Here is a 16,371-nt window from a genome sequence, read left to right on the forward strand (position 1 = left end):
ACCATCGATCAAACTGATCGAGATCCGCTTATGAGAGAGTTAAGCGCCGAGTTTGAAGCGCATATCAAGTCTGGCGCAACAACGCTTTGCAACTGCTGGCTGATCACCAAAAGAAACGACATTGAACTTGGCTTCACCGATCACGACCAAGAATTGACATTTGATGGCCATCTGTTTTTGCCAACAGCAGGTTTTACGCCCTCAGCAATTGTGCAAAAAAGTGAAAGCGCGGTGGATACATCAGACATTATGGGCTGGCTCGATGATGATCGAATTCTGCCAGCGCACATTCGTGATGGCCAATTTGCGGGCGCAAAAGTCGACACATTCAAAGTGAACTGGCGCGATCCGTCTGTCCGGCATCATTTTCGGCGCGATTTTATCGGTGAAATCTCTGAAAAGGATGGTGTGTTCAGGGCGGAACTACGCTCCCAACATGTTTTGCTCAATCAAGTGCGCGGCAAACTCTACCAGCGGACCTGTAACGCCGATTTTGGCGATGCGCAGTGCGGCATTGATGCAGGTGCCGCAACATTTTCTTCTGATTGCAGCATTGTGACAGTTTCCGATCAAAATGAATTGATCGTTTCGGGTCTCGCCGGTCGCCCAGAAGGTTGGGCAAATGGTGGTCAAGTCAAATGGCTGTCTGGTGAGCGAAAGAACAGTGCCGTTCGTGTCTTAAAGCACACCAAAAGTGCGCCAAATGATCGTCTGTTTATTGATCAATTTGACAATCAATTGGTTCTGCCCGGTGATCTGGTTCGACTAACTGTGGGTTGCGATAAGCGGTTTTCATCCTGCAAGGCAAAGTTCGGCAATCAGCTAAATTTCCAAGGTTTTCCACATATCCCCGGCGAGGCGTTTATGTTGAAATATCCAACGCCGGATAATCCACTTGACGGTCGTGTGTTGGTCGAATGACCATCGGAGACGAATTGGTAGTGGAAGCTGCCCGAGGGTGGAAAGGAACACCCTATCGTCATCAAGCTGCTCAAAAGCTGGTGGGTTGCGATTGTCTTGGCCTCATTGTCGGGATATGGCACGAATTGTTTGGCGCAAGTTCGTTCGAAATTCCACCCTATTCAAGCAACTGGCGGGATGGAATGCACGCTGAAGCGCTAAGCGCGCTTGCCAATAAACATCTTGTTAAATTGGAAGCAACTCCCTTGCGCAAGGGCCAGATTGTTTTGCTGCATCTGCGCGCGGGACTTCCTGCCAAACACTGCGCGATTATTAGTAGCCAAACCCACTTTATCCACGCTCAAGAACGCATTGGCGTTGTCGAAGTGCCGCTGAGCAATTGGTGGCGTCGTCGGATTGTCGCCCAATTTAGCTTTCCAGAAAGACCCTAAATTCTATGGCAACATTACTCCTTGCAGCTGGCGGCCAGTTTATCGGTGGCGCGCTTGGCGGACCGATAGGCGCAACAATTGGACGCGCGCTCGGCGCTCTTGCCGGGAATGCGCTCGACAATCAGCTTTTTGGTCAACAGGCAGCGCCGACCCAAGGCGAGACATACATTCTCAACTCCAAGGAAGGGCAGCCGGTGCCCCGCCTTTATGGCTGGTCACGTATCTCGGGCAACGTCATTTGGGCGACGGAATTGGAACGGTTGACCAAAGCGGGCGGTGGCCTAAAATCTGTCGGCGGCAATGAAGATGACGTGTTTGGTGCCAACTTTGCGATTGGGCTATGTGAGGGAACCGTGCCGCACATCGGACGAATTTGGGCAGATGGCAAATTGATGGATTTGCGCGCCGTTAACTACCGTTTTTATACTGGTTCTGCGGAACAATTGCCCGACAGTCTAATTGAGGCGAAGCAGGGAACAGGCAACGCGCCCGCCTATCGCGGGCACGCATATATAGTTTTTGAGCAATTGGATTTGACGCCGTTCGGCAATCGCATTCCCCAAATCTCTGTTGAACTGTGCCGGCCGGTTGGTGATGTCGAAAACAGAACAAAAGCTGTGTGCTTGATACCGGGCGCGACTGAATTTGGTTACGATCCCATTGCCCGCGTTCGCTTGCTCGGCAATGGCGAGGTGATATCTGAAAACAGCCACCAAACATTGGGAAAATCAGATTGGGAAGTGTCGGTGGATGAACTGACTGCGCTGTGTCCAAATTTGGAGCATGTTGCACTGGTGGTCAGTTGGTTCGGGGATGACCTGCGTTGCGGCCAATGCACTGTCACCCCGCGCGTAATGGAGCATGACCGAAAAATAAAAGATACCGAGTGGAGCGTAGCAGGCCTAAGCCGCCAACAGGCGCTGATCTGCAGTCAAGTAGACGGTGGCCCAGCATATGGCGGAACACCGAGTGACAACAGCGTCATTGCCGCCATCACCGACCTGAAGGCGCGTGGGATCAAAGTCACAATTTATCCGCTGATGATGATGGACATCCCAGCCGGAAATGTTCTGCCCGATCCTTACAGTGATGCGTCCACACAAGCTAACTACCCTTGGCGCGGCAGGATAACCTGCAACCCAGCAATTGGACGAGCAGGAACCGTTGACCAAACTGTAACGGCCAATGGGCAAGTGCAGAACTTTGTTGGCACAGCAGTTGCTGGCGATTTTTCCGTTGATGGATCACAAGCAAACTATTCTGGACCCGACGAATGGAGCTACCGCCGCTTCATCTTGCATTGTGCGAACATCGCAAAAACTGCAGGCGGTGTTGACGCCTTTATTGTTGGTTCTGAAATGGTGGCGCTAAGTACGGTACGTGACAGCCAGACAAGTTTTCCATTTGTAACAGCGTTGAAAAGTATCACCCAGGATGTGCGCACAATTTTGGGTTCCAGCTGCAAACTAACCTATGCGGCAGATTGGACCGAATATCACGGCTATCAGCCAGCCGATGCGTCAGGCGATAAACATTTTCACCTCGATCCACTTTGGGCAGATTCAAATATCGACGCTGTTGGCATCGACAATTACATGCCTTTGGCTGATTGGCGCAATTATGGGCAGAATGATGACTTCAATCAGCACAATATCACACATGATTTAGGCTATCTGAAAGCAAATATTGCCGGTGGGGAGGGGTTTGATTGGTATTATGCAAATGATCAAGATCGAGCGGCGCAAGTGCGCGCGCCCATCACTGATGGCATCTACGCAGAGCCTTGGATTTGGCGGTACAAAGACCTTGAAGGTTGGTGGCTCAATCCCCACCACAATCGGGTAGACGGTATCAGATCCGCAACGCCAACGTCCTGGGTGCCGCAATCAAAGCCATTTTGGCTCACCGAAATCGGTTGTGGTGCAGTCGGCAATGGCGCTAATCAGCCCAACGCATTTACTGACCCAAAGAGCGCAGAAAACAAGTCACCCTATCATTCCGATGGGCTTTCCGAGCCTTCGATCCAACGACAGTTTTTGCGCGCACATTACGACCATTGGCAAAATGACCAGCCAGCATTCCAAATCGAGAATAATCCGCTATCCACTTTATATGACGGCCACATGCTCGATGCACAACGTATCTATTTGTGGGCGTGGGATGCGCGACCGTTCCCGGCTTTTCCATTGCGCACGGATGTTTGGTCAGATGGCCCGTCCTATTACACAGGTCATTGGACAACAGGCCGATTTGGCTGTGCCACGATCAGCGAGATTGCGGTATCGGTTGCCAAAGACATTGGCGTTTACTTCAAAAACCAAGACAGTGCGCCCAGTTTTGTTGAAGGCTTCATTGTCGGGTCACCAAGTGCTGTTCGCAATGACATCGAATTATTGCTGAAAACAGATGATCTGCTGCTTAAAGATGGTCCGGATGGGCTTTCGCTGCACCGCATACGCGACAATGTGGTGCATAATCTTCTCGCTGAGGACTGCGTTGCGACGAAACAAGGCATCTTTGAAAGATCGCACCTGGATCGAAGTGAACGGATCAAACGGCTCAATGTCGGCTACGTTGATCGACTTGCCGACTATGACACTGTGTCCACGTTTCAAAACACGGTTGACCAAGATGGCGTGGTGGCAAGTCTAAACCCGCCAATGACGTTGGACACGCGCACAGCAAACAGAATTGCCACCTCGCAATTGCAACTCTCCCAACAATCCAAAAAGATGGTGCAATTTTCGCTACCGCTTTCCCAGTTGTCTTTGGAAATTGGTGATGTGATTTCGTTGCCAGACGATCCCAACAAATATGCAATCGCAAAAACCGTCGACGGCACTTCGCGCGAAATAACCGCGACCAGTATGGTTTCAACCAACGGTCCCATCGGTACGCTAACGAAAGAGCGACCCAGTGTTAATGTTGTGTCGCCCGCGACATCTGTACCCATTACATTTGTCGCGCAGGTGCCGCCAATAAACGATAGCGAAACATCTGCAAGCCTGGTTATCGGTGCCTATGCCAAACCATGGCCCGGCACAATTTCCGTGATCGACGACGCCCAAAACGTACTTGCGCATCTGACCAAGCCTGCAAGCCTTGGGACATTGCAATCAGATTTGCCACCAACCGATGCGTTTGCGACGTGGGACACCAAGACTAACCTGCAAGTGCATCTGTTTGCTGGACATGTAAGCGCTTTGGAAAAAAGGCGCGTCCTAAGCGGTGAGAACCGTTTGCTGGTCCAAAACTCGCTGGGGTTCTGGGAAGAAATTGGTTTTGCCGATGCTGAACTCATTGCGCCAAAGACCTATTTGCTGCGTACCCTTTTGCGAGGGCTAAACAAAACCGAATTTGCAGCCGGGGATGCTTCTCGTTCGGGAGCGCAAGTTATGTTGCTCGACGATGTAACGAGAATACAAACAGGTCTTGAACTTGGCACGCTATCGATAGTGGCAGGGGCCACCAGTCCTGCAATCGAATTACTCGGTGTCGACATTGTGGATGGTCCCAACTTACCGCTTGCGCCCGTTCATTTTTCAGCAAGGAAAACCACAATTGGCGACATCAATGTGACATGGACGAGGCGCGGCCGATTGAGCGGCAACCTTTGGCCTACCGGCGATATTCCCCACGAGACCAACGCCGAAAGTTTTGCCGTAGAAGTTTTGAACGCTGGCGCTTTGGTGCGCACGGTTGAGGTTGATGTTGAAGAATTCAACTATTCCCTTGCAGAGCAACTCAGTGATTTTGGCGTTGAACCCACTCAGGTTCAACTCAAGATTTCTCAATTAAGTCAAACGCTTGGCAAAGGTTACAGCGTAATAGGAGTGTACAATTGACCAATTCTGACCGCTTACAATTGCCGCTGATTGAATCCAATCAGGCGCAAAAACACATCACCCACAATGAAGCGCTTCGAATGCTGGATGCGTTCTTGCATCTGACGTTGGAAGCGCTGGACATCAATGATCCGCCCGCAGCACCCAGTGTTGGAAGCAGTTGGCAAGTTGGCCAAAGCCCAACTGGCGATTGGTCAATGAAGGCTGGTCTCATAGCAAGTTTTGACGCCAACGGTTGGCAATTTCTCAGCCCGCCTGAGGGGGCCTTTGCGTGGGTAAAATCTACCCAAGAGCTATTTGTTTGCACGAGTGCAGGGTGGGTGAAGTTTGATCAAGCACCTTCTTCTGTCCAGAATGCGGAATTTATAGGCATCGGCACATCCGCAGATGCTTACAACAAATTGGCGGTAAAATCGGACGGCGCATATATGACTGCGGCCGATGGCGGGTCCGGCGACGCACGGCTCACCGTCAACAAAAATTCGACCGGCAACACAGCGAGTGTGACGTTCAAAAATGCTTGGTCAGGTCGCGCCGAAATGGGCCTTGCGGGTGACGACGCATTTTCTATTAAAGTCAGCGATGATGGCTCCCTTTGGAGGACTGCCGCAACCTTTGATCCACTGAGCGGCCGTATGGCAGTTCCCAGCGGCGTTTCGCATGAGAGCAAAGGGATGACCCAAAAAATCAACATCATTCCTGATTGTGGCCGGTTTGCGAGTGATAAAACCCGAACGATTTCGAGTTTTGTATCGCCAAGTTACCTGGTGCCGGAAAACGCGGCTTCGATAAGTGAATACTCAAAGTTCAATTTTGATAGCGCCGATTATGGCGGGGCAGGTGCTGCCAACAATGCAACTGTTAAGTTGTTGGTTGATCAGATTCGCGAGCCTTCGTCTGCGCGTTATATGGCTGAGTTTTATGTCGCAAAACTAACGGCGGGGGCAGGGACAGCTTACGAAAACACCCAATCGGGCAGTTCAAAATACCGTGTCTGCTCCTATGATCGCATTGGCGGAAACCGACAGTCTTTGAGCGCGTATTTCTACGTTATGTCGGGCGCTGCTGTGATATCTGCGTCCAACCATGAAATCTGGTTGAACGGGGCCAAAACGGATGGTTTTGCACAGGTACAAAGCACGGACGGTTGGCAGCACATAAATGCAATCGCGGACATTTCGCCGCGCTATGCATCCCATCAAGAAGCTGAACTGTTGCCACTATTTGCAACAAGCGGCGTACAAATTCTCCTCGCACTACCAGCAATCATACCGGACGCGGTGCGGGTTGGACCGGACGACGGTATGATCCCATCACTGAGCGTCACGGATTAGGCATCATGACAACATCTTATAAGGACCCGCGCTTTCAGCGGGCGTTGAATCACGTCTTAAAGTTCGAAGGCGGGTATGTTGATCACCCCAAAGATCCAGGTGGCGCAACCAAATTCGGCATAACACTAAAAACCTTGGCCAATTGGCGCAAAGTCAGTCCTTGGTGGCAGCTTCCAAAACAGGCCGTAAAACAAATGGGGCGTATAGAGGCGTCGAAGATATTTTTCGAACTCTATTGGCGACGATCTGGTGCAGACCGCATGCCTGAAGCTTTGGGGTTTGCTGTGTTTGACTACGCAGTAAATAGCGGACCGCAAACAGCGATAAAGCAACTGCAAAAGCTGTTAAAAATTAAGGCCGACGGCATTGTTGGTCCTGTGACCGAGGCAGCGGTTAGGCAATATTGTCGACAATTCTCACAAGACAGGCTTTTGGAAAACTATCTCAGCCAACGCCTCGGGTTTTTGAAATCTCTGCGCACCTTTGCGGTATTTGGCCGAGGTTGGAGCAACCGGATTGCCAAAGTATTGGCCATATCAAAAAAAATCATCAGCGAAACAAACCAGAAAAAAGGACCAACAACTATGAACATCTTAACCGGATACAAAACCTACCTTGTTGCATTGTTTATGCTCTTGTCAGGTGTTCTCGAACTTCTTGGCGTCAACATTCCAGCAATTGACGCAAGCAATGCAATGCAGTTGGTCATGGAATCGCTTGCCATAATTTTCTTGCGCAAGGGGCTGAAAACAGAGATCGCTAACGCATAACTATGTTCATTTTTCATTCATGTTGCATTTGGTAAAACGGCTCCATGAAAACAAAAATTATCTTCACATGGATATCGGCATTGGTTCTGGTATTTGGCATGAACATATTCTTGCCAAATACTTCCTATGCGCAAACGCAGCGAAAGTGCATTTCCAACGAAATCATAATTCCGTTGGTAAAAGCAAAGACGATCACTTCTTTCGCGAAAATTGAACGTATGCTGAATTTAAAGAAGGGCACAAAGATTTTTGGGCAACAGCTTTGCCAAGTGAACGGTCAGTATGTATATTTCTTCAAAGTCGTTGACACTTACGGCAGAACGAAAAAGTTTGCTCGGCGTGCCGAAGACGGGGCCCCCTATGAGGGCAATTTGCAAAACTGATTGCTCGGGGGAAAATATGCGAATATTGGTCGTGGAAGATGACTTGGATCTCAACCGCCAAATCTCTAACGCCCTTGAAGATTGCGGCTATGTGGTCGACAAGGCCTATGATGGCGAGGAAGGTCATTTTCTGGGCGATACAGAGCCCTATGACGCAGTTGTCCTTGATATCGGATTGCCTCAAAAAGATGGTATTTCGGTAATTGAAGAGTGGCGGCGAAGCGGTCGCACCATGCCTGTATTAATGCTTACGGCTCGCGATCGTTGGAGCGACAAGGTGCAGGGTATCGACGCGGGCGCAGACGATTACGTCGCAAAGCCGTTCCATATGGAGGAGGTGCTGGCGCGAATCCGTGCTCTTGTGCGCCGATCCGTAGGCATTGCTTCAAATGAGATTGAGATCGGGCCAGTCCGCCTTGACACCGGCGGAAGCAAAGTGACCGTAGACGGCATGGCGCTTAAGCTGACCTCGCACGAGTTTCGTCTTCTTTCCTATCTAATGCATCATCAAGATAAAGTTATTTCACGCACGGAACTAACAGAACACCTTTATGATCAAGACTTTGATCGAGATTCAAATACGATAGAAGTATTTGTCGGGCGACTTCGCAAGAAACTGCCCAAAGACATGATTCAAACGGTTCGTGGTCTTGGCTACAAAGTATCGCGCTAGTGATTTCTAAGAACCTTTCGATTGCATGGCGTGTTTTCTTGTTCACGGCACTAGGTTTGAGCATTGGCCTTGTGTTGATGGGCGTCCTGCTGTCAAACCTTTATTCGCAATCTCTTACCCGAAATATTGATGAAATTGCCATTCGCCAGTCAGATGCGCTTATCGCGCGTATTTTGGTTGAAGATGAAGATGGCCTTTCGAACCTCCCCTCCATTGATCCTCGATACACACAACCAAATTCTGGGTGGTATTGGCAGATTGTCGACGCCAGCGGCAGCATCTCAAGCGTGTCATCTTCAGCTTTTGGTGTTGTCCTGCCAATATTGGAAGAACAATTTGACCCCGAGAATAAGCGGCGCGGCAATCAAATTGACGATGACGGAAACCGGTTGCGGATATTTGAACGCAAATTATTCATAAATGAAACTGATCAGATCATCATTACCGTCACCGCAGACTGGGATGCTGTTGGAAGCGAAGTGTCCAAATTTCAAGGTCAGGCGTTTACGGTTTTGCTTGTCATTGGGTTCTTTTTGGCTGTGCTATGCGCGCTTGTAGCGCGCCTTAGTCTTGGGCCACTATTGCGTCTGTCGGCGGAGGTGGAAGCTGTCCGCACAGGTGAACACGCAAAGATTAATGGTGATTTTCCAAAGGAAATTTCGCCAGTAAAGCTGGAAATCAACGCCCTATTGGATGTGAACGATAAAATCCTAGAGCGGGCGAAGAACCAGGTTGGAGATTTGGCTCACGGCCTAAAGACGCCGATTGCGGTCATGCGCAATGAGTTATCGGACCATGGCCTGCACATCGCCGATCAACAGCTCGACAAAATGCAAAATATCGTTTCCAGATACCTTGATCGGGCGCAACTTGCCGCGCGCACGGCGGCCCGAGGTAAAAAAACCGATGTTCGTAGCGCCACAAGCCGAATTGTGTCCGTCATGAATAAACTCTATCCAGACAAAACGGCCAGTTTGGTTCTTGTCGGAAATTCCGATTTCACCTTCCGTGGTGACGCCGAGGACTTTGACGAGCTTGTTGGCAACATTGTTGACAACGCGATGAAGTGGGCGAAAACACGAGTTGAAATTTCGCTTCAAAACAAAAGTCGATCGCGTTTGGCAGTCATCGTGGAAGACGATGGTGCCGGCCTTTCGCTCAAAGAGCAACGGTCTGTGTTTGAACGCGGCAAACGACTTGACGAACAGGTTCAAGGGAGCGGATTGGGGCTTGGTATTGTAAGCGAGTTGATCTCAGTGTATGGAGGCGAAATTGAACTCGGAACTGCCAAAATCGGAGGTTTGCGCGTATGTATGACTTTGCCTGCAATAACCAAGGCTTGAGTACCACAATTCTGCCGCAAACTACGGCATTGTGTCTGATGGGAGAATACCATGGTTAACTATTTCAAGACGGCAACTTTTTTAGTGCTGATATTCGCGTTGGGCGCATGTGCGCGTTTTGAAACGCCGCTGGGCGCGAATAAAGCCGCTTCGTCACAGAGCTTGGGTGCGGCCCAAGACACGAATGCGATCGCACCAAGCACAGAGTTTGCTGACAATGGAATTCTGTCATTTCTGCCGAACGAGGTTCTGACAAAGTTAAGCTCACGTGAAAAAAATGAAGCTGCAAGCGCCCAGTTCTTTGCCCTTCAATATGGGCGCGTGGGTGCGACACGAGAGTGGACCGCAGATAGCGCAACGCGTGGCGAAATTAGCGTTGGACCGTACATCAAAGTCAATAAGCTCGATTGTCGTGAATTCAGTCACATCGTAATTGTTGGTGATGATCGCTACACCAAGTCCGGCACCTCATGCAGAGAGCAGGATGGCCAGTGGACGGTCGTTAGTTAAGCAGTCAACTAAAAGTGTTTGTTTACTTATACTTGATAGTGTCTCACTTGTGAGTTTTTAATCGTTTTGGTTTAGTGATGCGCCGTTCCCCATTAGAGCAACTAAGTGAATTGAGCAATATGCGCTCAACAGCCAAAGTGTCGGCAAAAACCGATACGGTAAGCTATGCTGATGATGACGCGATTGCAGCTGTCCAAAATGATATGGCAATTGAGCGTATCTCGGCTGAATTGGCACCTGTCCTTTTAGACGGCCAGCCAGAAGTGTTTGGCGCAGGAATTTGTCGTGTGTCGCTGAATAGGTTTTGGCATTGGGCGCAGAGAGATATAAATCCTTCAGAATTTGCGGAAATTAACAACTCCCTCGGGGGGCATAGACAGCCTAGCGAGCGCGATATTGAAATTTCGCTCAATAGAATTGTTGAGATCGTGACGCCACTTCTTGGTGAATGTGCCGCCGATGCTGAGCTGAAACGACGATTGTCCATACAAATGGGCGGCGACGATGTATTTGATGTGGTTCCCATTATCTTGATTGCCTTTAGCTATATTGGCTACATCAAGAGTGGTGTCAATCTTGGGCGTGAGCTTAGCGCACATGAGGAACCCGAAGCTTTAAGTTACGCACTCGAGCAGATGCAGTTTCCCTCAATAGAGACCAAAAAGCTGTGGTGCCAATCATTTACCTCAGGTATTGCACGTCCAGATTTTTTGGCCGCTGCAATTGCCAAATTGAGCTATGCGACAACAGAAGATGCGATAAAAAAGACCGGATTTGGTGAATTTGTTGATGCGCTTCTGGTCAATGCACAGCAGCAGACCGAGATTATTGAAAACCAATCGGGCCTATTTCGCGATATTGATCTTACGTGTCGGGCAATCGATAGATTTCATCATATTGCCCGGGGACTTCAATTCCATCTCGATTTGTCGAAATCTTCAGCGTGGAATGCTTCTTTAGAGCGACTGGTCAAACGTGGTGCAAGTTCACTGAGCAAAAAATTCTCTGACATTTTACACGATGTGAGCAAAGTTTTGCGACCAGCCCCAAAAGGGGTAGCTTCAGTTCGGTTGGACCCAGCGGACGTCCTGCAGGCGTATAACGGCCTATACATTATGGCGGCAACTAGACCCGCCCGAGAATCCCTTGCTGTTAACGCTGTGGTTGATCGCGTGTGGAAAGATGTCGGCACTTCGTTGGAAGCAATGGTGGATCGAATATTTGAACATTTCAAACATACAACAGGCAGCGATGCTTTCGATGTGGCACAAGTTGATATTGTAATCAAATTTTGTTCAATTCGGTTTGGTGCCGAATATGCTTCGATCCTTCGAAGGAACAAAGACAATATCGTTCGTAGGGCAGGCGGTAGCTAATCCAAGTCTAAGCCAAGTCCAAGTCCAAGTCCAAGTCCAAGTCCAAGTCCAAGTCCAAGTCCAAGTCCAAGTCTAATCCAAGTCCAAGTCTAAGCCACCAGATTGTTACCCAAGGTCGCCTTAAACAGTCCGCTTCTTGTTTGTACGAACACGCTTGCGTCTTGCCCAAGTCGCTCACAATCTATTAAAGCTGCAATTTTCTCGTTCTTCACAACCACCACGCCGCACAGGTTGGGCTGTTCGTTGACGCCATCACCATCATAAATAAACTGCCCAGCGTTCAATGTTAAGTAACCTTCGGCGTAAATCGAAACGAAAGAGGGTGTCTTAAACCTTGATTTTAGCAATTCGCTCATCGCAAGTTTTGTTTGTGCCGATATAGAGTTCGCTGAACCTAAAATTGTGTTTGTCGCTCTCATTTGTTCGATCGACATATTCACTTCAGAACGTTCGAACAAATACTCGCTGATCGCATTCTGTTCGGGTTGAGGAGAAAAGCTAGGCACGTCTACATCTTCGCGAATGCGCGCAATTGAGTGGTGTTTTTCGATTATTGCCAGCGGTTTCGGCGAGCTTTCATATTTGTACATGCCAATATATGTTGGTGGTTCTTCCGATTGCTGATTCAGCTGTTGGCTGACGACGTGCCGCGCCTGCGCCAGACAGGCTTGCTGAGTGACAGTGCCATGTGCGGAACCTAATATGGAAACGTTTGAGGTCTGGGTGGTTGTTGGGCTTATTGTGCCATCAACATTCAACTTGCACTTGCCTCCGGATCGAATCCATAGTTTCAAATTCGGTTTGGGTGCATTTGAGATGATTAGATTTGCAAACCGGCGATTTGCTTTCTGTTCACCTGACAATTGCGAATTGCCGAATTGAACTTCAACATATCCCCTCGCAATTGTAAGGTTTTCGGCTTTCTGGCCAAAATGCATGTGAATGCCAACGGCTTTCGCAAAATCAATATGGCGGGAAGTGGGGTCGACGCGAGCGTCATAGATATCATCAACGGCTATTCCCGCCTCCATCAACAATTGTGCGTGACGATATCCTGAATTTCCAGCAGTGATAACGCTCAATTTGTTTGAAGGCATAACCCCGTAATCCGCCGCAAGCCTGTGTACCTGATTGGAAAATCTGGTTCGGTGCCCTGCAGCCTGGTCTTCATCGCCATAATCTGCGCCAACACAGAGCACCAGATTATCAAATTTCGTCCAGCGTAGATATTGCCTGTTTTCTGGGTGATCAGTTTTTGTCGATGAAAACGTCAAAAGTCGATTTTCCCGGACATCAAGTGCAGTGACCAAAGTATGGACGGTGATCGACCTATTATTGGCTACTTCCTCTGTTAGGCGATCAATAAGTGATAGCGGCGCTTCCTCATCTTCGGCTTGGCCGTAATAGTCACACATCCCCCCCAAACGATCCGCCTGCTCAAGCAGTGTGACGTCTCTGCTCAAGTTGGCTGCCGTAAGCGCAGCCTGTAAACCTGAAATCCCCCCCCCAACAACAATCATATCGGCTGAATTGTCTTCATCTAACGGGATATCGCTTGGCACAAAACGATCCGCCGTTGGCGTTTCAATGCAAATCCCCCGCACAGGTGAGAAGACTTTTCCAAGTTTGGCAATAATGCTTTGCGTTGGAACAGTTTTCAGCATCATCCCATCTTCAAGTAAACGGTCGCCGTACCATGCGCGATCATGACTTTTGTCAAGGCGTTCGGTGCACAGATCCCGGATTGTCGTCTGGTTCAAAGCTATTGGTTGGTTGTTTTGACGCCATGTCTGGCAGCCGTTGGCCAGAAGAGCGCTAAGCAGCGTATCACCCTCAAATCCCCTAAACGACCGGCCGTTAAATACAAAACTAATCAGCTTGTCGCGGTTAATCATCGCGCCCAAAAAGGACCGCCCCACATCATCTGGAAATCTAAACTGTGTCATTCTTGAATTCCATGTTGGGCGATGGTGGGTGCGGAACATCGCCACATTTGCGATTATGCGTGCCACGAGCCTGCCAATATTTTTGGACGCTCGGACTGGGTTTGCCCACCAGCATGTCACTGACACTTGGCATCAAGAACGTTCTCACTGTGCCACCTGAGAACACCCAGCTCTTTTTCTGTTTCTGAAAGTCTAATAGTGGGGCACCATCCTTTGTATGGACTGCATTATAGGCTCCCATGGCGTGAATTTCCATTTGTTCAAAGCCAAGAACTTCCTTGCTACAAATTTCAGCAAGGTCGCCAAACGGCAACGGAGCAGAAACCAATATCTTGTTGCCTGTTTGGGCGCGCACGCACATCTGAGTGTCAACGCAAAATGTCGAATATTTGCTATGTTTGGTGACGTTTTTCACCGCCAGTTTTGTGCCCAAAGTGGGTATCAGAACCGTGCGCAATGCAGCGTTAAAATAGTGCGGGATCAGATCCTCATCAAGGATGACTGTTTGTGTTGCACTATATTGTTTTGTGCCAGATTTGAGCATTAACCGACCGTCTTTCAGCTGCCGCGCGTCTTGAAACGCTGAACGATCAAACACGTCCATTCCCACACCCACATAGGCTTGGTGCAGATATTCAAGCGCCGCACGTCGTTTGGGTGCGATCACATCGCGGACGGCTAAATAGTCACCTTGAAACCGTGTAGCTTTCCTCTCCGACTGCCGGTCACAGGCAATTAAGGCCCCTTCGATGTAGTGCAAAATCTCTGCATTTTCCGCGAACGACGCTTTTAACGAAACTTGAAGTCGGTCAAAGCAGTCGCGGCCCGCTCTGCCGGAGAATTGAGTGTGCCATTTTTGAAGGCCCTCATGCGCAATCTTGATTGTATCGGGGTCACAATTCCCACCGACCGAAAAGTCTTGGTGGTGCTGCAATGTGTAATCATTCACATGGTCGCGAATGAGCAGCACCTTACATTCGTGGCTGCTGACCAACTGGGCAGCTAAAAACGCTGCATCTAAACCGCTGCCGTAAATGGCAAAATCAAATTTTTCAACCTGCATAAATCAATCAACAATGCCCAAACTTCTATTCTTGTTGCACCATTTCTCTGCCCCTGCGTCAATCAGTCCTTGGAGAATTCCATGCAAAACCCCATTTATGTTACAAAAGTCGTTATATAGATATATATAGGTCGCACAGCTTAGGTAAGGAGCCTAGATTATTCATGTTTTTTTGGATCATCGTAGTAATTGTGTGTGTTCTCGCTGCGTTTGCGCTGCTTGCTCCATTGCGACTAGCCGGTTCAGGCAAGAACGATGGACTAGCCCAAGATGATGAAGAACTCGCAACCGCCCGCGAGTTTTATAATCAGCAATTGACCGAGTTACAGCGTGATATGGATTCCGCTAAACTTGGAGCAGAGGAATTCGAAGCCGCAAAACTTGAGCTTGATCATGAGTTCCTGCGCCAAAGCGCTGCTGCTGACCGAAAGGTGAAGCGCAGTATCGGTATGCCAGTGATTGTAAGTGCCAGCGTCTTGGGAATTTTTGCGATCGCATTTTTGACATACACGTCGATCGGAAATCCGAGTATGGCCAACTCGCCGCTTGAAGAACGAATTCAGCGAGGCGAAAACATTGATATTGTTGAAGCGATCGAGAAAATCGAACTTCATCTGGCCGAAGTGCCCGACGATTTACAGGGTTGGAAAGTCATTGCGCCGATCTACATGCGACAGCAGGCCTATGACAAAGCAGTGCGCTCATTCCGCAATATTGTTCGGATCGAGGGCGAAAGCGCTGACAACTTGACTGATTTGGCCGAAGCCACGATGCTACTCCAACAAGGCGACGCATCCGGTGAGCCAACCGAATTGCTCAAAAAAGCGGTTTCCATTGAACCCAATCATTTGCGGTCGCAATTCTATCTCGCAGGGGAAGCGACAAATGCTGGTGACAATCAAACAGCCATCACACTATGGACAAATGTGTTGCGTGGCGCAACAGGGGATGAACCCTGGTTGGAAACGGCACAAGCTGGATTGAAAATGGCTCAAGACGGGTTGCAATCACCGTTAAACGATCAAAGTGGTCCGACGCAAGAGGACGTAAGCGCTGCCTTGCAATTGTCCCAATCTGAGCGCACAGAAATGATCAGCAATATGGTCGCGGGGCTTGAAGAACGTTTGTTTTCGTCGGGTGGATCGCCACAAGAATGGCAGCGTTTATTGCGTGCGCTGCTTGTGCAGGGCGAAGTTGACAGTGCGAAGAAAGCTTTGGCAGGTGCACGCAACGACCTGAAGGATGATAGCGATATCATGGCTGAGTTTGAACAATTGGCCGCAGCTGAGATCGAACAATTAGAGAAACTGGAACAGTAGATGACGCGTAGGCAAAAACGATTAGCAATAATTGCAGGTCTTGGATCTGTGGTTCTGGCTGCAGTCGTCTTTATCGCTTTGGCCATGTCGAGCACAGCTGCATTCTTTGTGGTGCCAAGCGAAGTGGAAGAACGTGAAATCGCACAGGGCCAAGCGTTTCGCCTTGGCGGTATTGTGAAATCTGGCAGTTGGACGCAGACTGACACAGTGCATGATTTTGCAGTGACAGACTGTTTAGTAGATGTTGTCGCGCAATTTGAGGGAATTGTACCCGACCTGTTCCGTGAAGGGCAGGAAGTCATCTTGGTAGGCGCACTGGACGCAAACGGCACCTTTATTGCGACCAATGTTTTGGCCAAGCACGACGAAAACTATGTCCCTAAGGACATGGCAGACCAATTTGAAGAAAAAGGGCTTTGCTCGGGCCACACAGACACGGCATAGGACGGTTGTAGCA

13 protein-coding genes are annotated in these 16,371 nt (G+C 49.3%); 11 read left to right on the forward strand and 2 right to left on the reverse strand.

Annotated elements, in window-relative coordinates; all coding sequences use genetic code 11:
* The 9 genes from ACJAZW_RS03760 to ACJAZW_RS03800 all read left to right on the forward strand — a co-directional run.
* Positions 1-921, forward strand: a 921-nt coding sequence (locus ACJAZW_RS03760; RefSeq protein WP_415155536.1) for a DUF2163 domain-containing protein, incomplete at its 5' end; no start/stop codon positions are given.
* Positions 918-1,352 carry an NlpC/P60 family protein gene (locus ACJAZW_RS03765; RefSeq protein WP_415155537.1) on the forward strand — a complete coding sequence of 145 codons (435 nt, stop codon included), beginning with the start codon at positions 918-920 and terminating at the stop codon, positions 1,350-1,352. The genes ACJAZW_RS03760 and ACJAZW_RS03765, both read left to right, overlap by 4 nt.
* A gap of 5 nt (positions 1,353-1,357) precedes the next feature.
* A complete protein-coding gene (locus tag ACJAZW_RS03770; protein WP_415155538.1) occupies positions 1,358-5,197 on the forward strand; it encodes a baseplate multidomain protein megatron in 3,840 nt (1,279 codons plus the stop codon).
* Positions 5,194-6,531 carry a DUF2793 domain-containing protein gene (locus tag ACJAZW_RS03775; RefSeq protein WP_415155539.1) on the forward strand — a complete coding sequence of 446 codons (1,338 nt, stop codon included), beginning with the start codon at positions 5,194-5,196 and terminating at the stop codon, positions 6,529-6,531. The genes ACJAZW_RS03770 and ACJAZW_RS03775 overlap by 4 nt, the downstream gene beginning before the upstream one ends.
* A gap of 5 nt (positions 6,532-6,536) precedes the next feature.
* Entirely contained in the window at positions 6,537-7,301 is a 765-nt protein-coding gene (locus tag ACJAZW_RS03780) for a glycoside hydrolase family 108 protein (protein WP_415155540.1), read from the forward strand.
* A 399-nt stretch (positions 7,302-7,700) separates the two neighbouring features.
* Positions 7,701-8,357: a response regulator transcription factor gene (locus ACJAZW_RS03785; RefSeq protein WP_415155541.1), complete on the forward strand. Its 657-nt coding sequence runs from the start codon at positions 7,701-7,703 to the stop codon at positions 8,355-8,357.
* Between the two features lie 38 nt (positions 8,358-8,395).
* Positions 8,396-9,700: an ATP-binding protein gene (locus ACJAZW_RS03790; RefSeq protein WP_415155542.1), complete on the forward strand. Its 1,305-nt coding sequence runs from the start codon at positions 8,396-8,398 to the stop codon at positions 9,698-9,700.
* A 51-nt stretch (positions 9,701-9,751) separates the two neighbouring features.
* Positions 9,752-10,210, forward strand: a complete 459-nt coding sequence (locus ACJAZW_RS03795) for a hypothetical protein (RefSeq protein WP_415155543.1) — start codon at positions 9,752-9,754, stop codon at positions 10,208-10,210.
* 77 nt (positions 10,211-10,287) lie between these two features.
* Positions 10,288-11,586: a hypothetical protein gene (locus ACJAZW_RS03800; protein WP_415155544.1), complete on the forward strand. Its 1,299-nt coding sequence runs from the start codon at positions 10,288-10,290 to the stop codon at positions 11,584-11,586.
* A gap of 89 nt (positions 11,587-11,675) precedes the next feature.
* Here the strand turns inward: ACJAZW_RS03800 and ACJAZW_RS03805 are convergent, their stop codons facing one another.
* Positions 11,676-13,532, reverse strand: coding sequence for an FAD-dependent oxidoreductase (locus tag ACJAZW_RS03805; protein WP_415155545.1), 1,857 nt, complete (start codon positions 13,530-13,532; stop codon positions 11,676-11,678).
* On the reverse strand, positions 13,519-14,595 hold the full coding sequence (locus tag ACJAZW_RS03810) for a hypothetical protein (RefSeq protein ID WP_415155546.1): 1,077 nt from the start codon (positions 14,593-14,595) through the stop codon (positions 13,519-13,521). The genes ACJAZW_RS03805 and ACJAZW_RS03810 overlap by 14 nt, the downstream gene beginning before the upstream one ends.
* A 164-nt stretch (positions 14,596-14,759) precedes the next feature.
* On the opposite strand from ACJAZW_RS03810, the gene ccmI reads away from it, so the two are divergent.
* Both ccmI and ccmE read left to right on the forward strand, forming a co-directional pair.
* Positions 14,760-15,914, forward strand: a complete 1,155-nt coding sequence (ccmI, locus tag ACJAZW_RS03815) for a c-type cytochrome biogenesis protein CcmI (protein ID WP_415155547.1) — start codon at positions 14,760-14,762, stop codon at positions 15,912-15,914.
* Positions 15,915-16,358 carry a cytochrome c maturation protein CcmE gene (gene ccmE, locus ACJAZW_RS03820; RefSeq protein WP_415155548.1) on the forward strand — a complete coding sequence of 148 codons (444 nt, stop codon included), beginning with the start codon at positions 15,915-15,917 and terminating at the stop codon, positions 16,356-16,358.
* The last annotated feature ends 13 nt before the right edge of the window (positions 16,359-16,371 follow it).

The sequence above is a fragment of the Maritalea sp. genome (assembly GCF_047634455.1).
Classification (GTDB): domain Bacteria; phylum Pseudomonadota; class Alphaproteobacteria; order Rhizobiales; family Devosiaceae; genus Maritalea.

Excerpts from the sequence above, each read along its gene's own strand:
- ACJAZW_RS03765 (WP_415155537.1), top strand. The coding sequence starts at position 918 with ATGACCATCGGAGACGAATTGGTAGTGGAAGCTGCCCGAGGGTGGAAA.
- ACJAZW_RS03770 (WP_415155538.1), top strand. The coding sequence starts at position 1,358 with ATGGCAACATTACTCCTTGCAGCTGGCGGCCAGTTTATCGGTGGCGCG.
- ACJAZW_RS03780 (WP_415155540.1), top strand. The coding sequence starts at position 6,537 with ATGACAACATCTTATAAGGACCCGCGCTTTCAGCGGGCGTTGAATCAC.
- ACJAZW_RS03785 (WP_415155541.1), top strand. The coding sequence starts at position 7,701 with ATGCGAATATTGGTCGTGGAAGATGACTTGGATCTCAACCGCCAAATC.
- ACJAZW_RS03795 (WP_415155543.1), top strand. The coding sequence starts at position 9,752 with ATGGTTAACTATTTCAAGACGGCAACTTTTTTAGTGCTGATATTCGCG.
- ACJAZW_RS03800 (WP_415155544.1), top strand. The coding sequence starts at position 10,288 with ATGCGCCGTTCCCCATTAGAGCAACTAAGTGAATTGAGCAATATGCGC.
- ACJAZW_RS03805 (WP_415155545.1), bottom strand. The coding sequence starts at position 13,532 with ATGACACAGTTTAGATTTCCAGATGATGTGGGGCGGTCCTTTTTGGGC.
- ACJAZW_RS03810 (WP_415155546.1), bottom strand. The coding sequence starts at position 14,595 with ATGCAGGTTGAAAAATTTGATTTTGCCATTTACGGCAGCGGTTTAGAT.
- ccmI (WP_415155547.1), top strand. The coding sequence starts at position 14,760 with ATGTTTTTTTGGATCATCGTAGTAATTGTGTGTGTTCTCGCTGCGTTT.
- ccmE (WP_415155548.1), top strand. The coding sequence starts at position 15,915 with ATGACGCGTAGGCAAAAACGATTAGCAATAATTGCAGGTCTTGGATCT.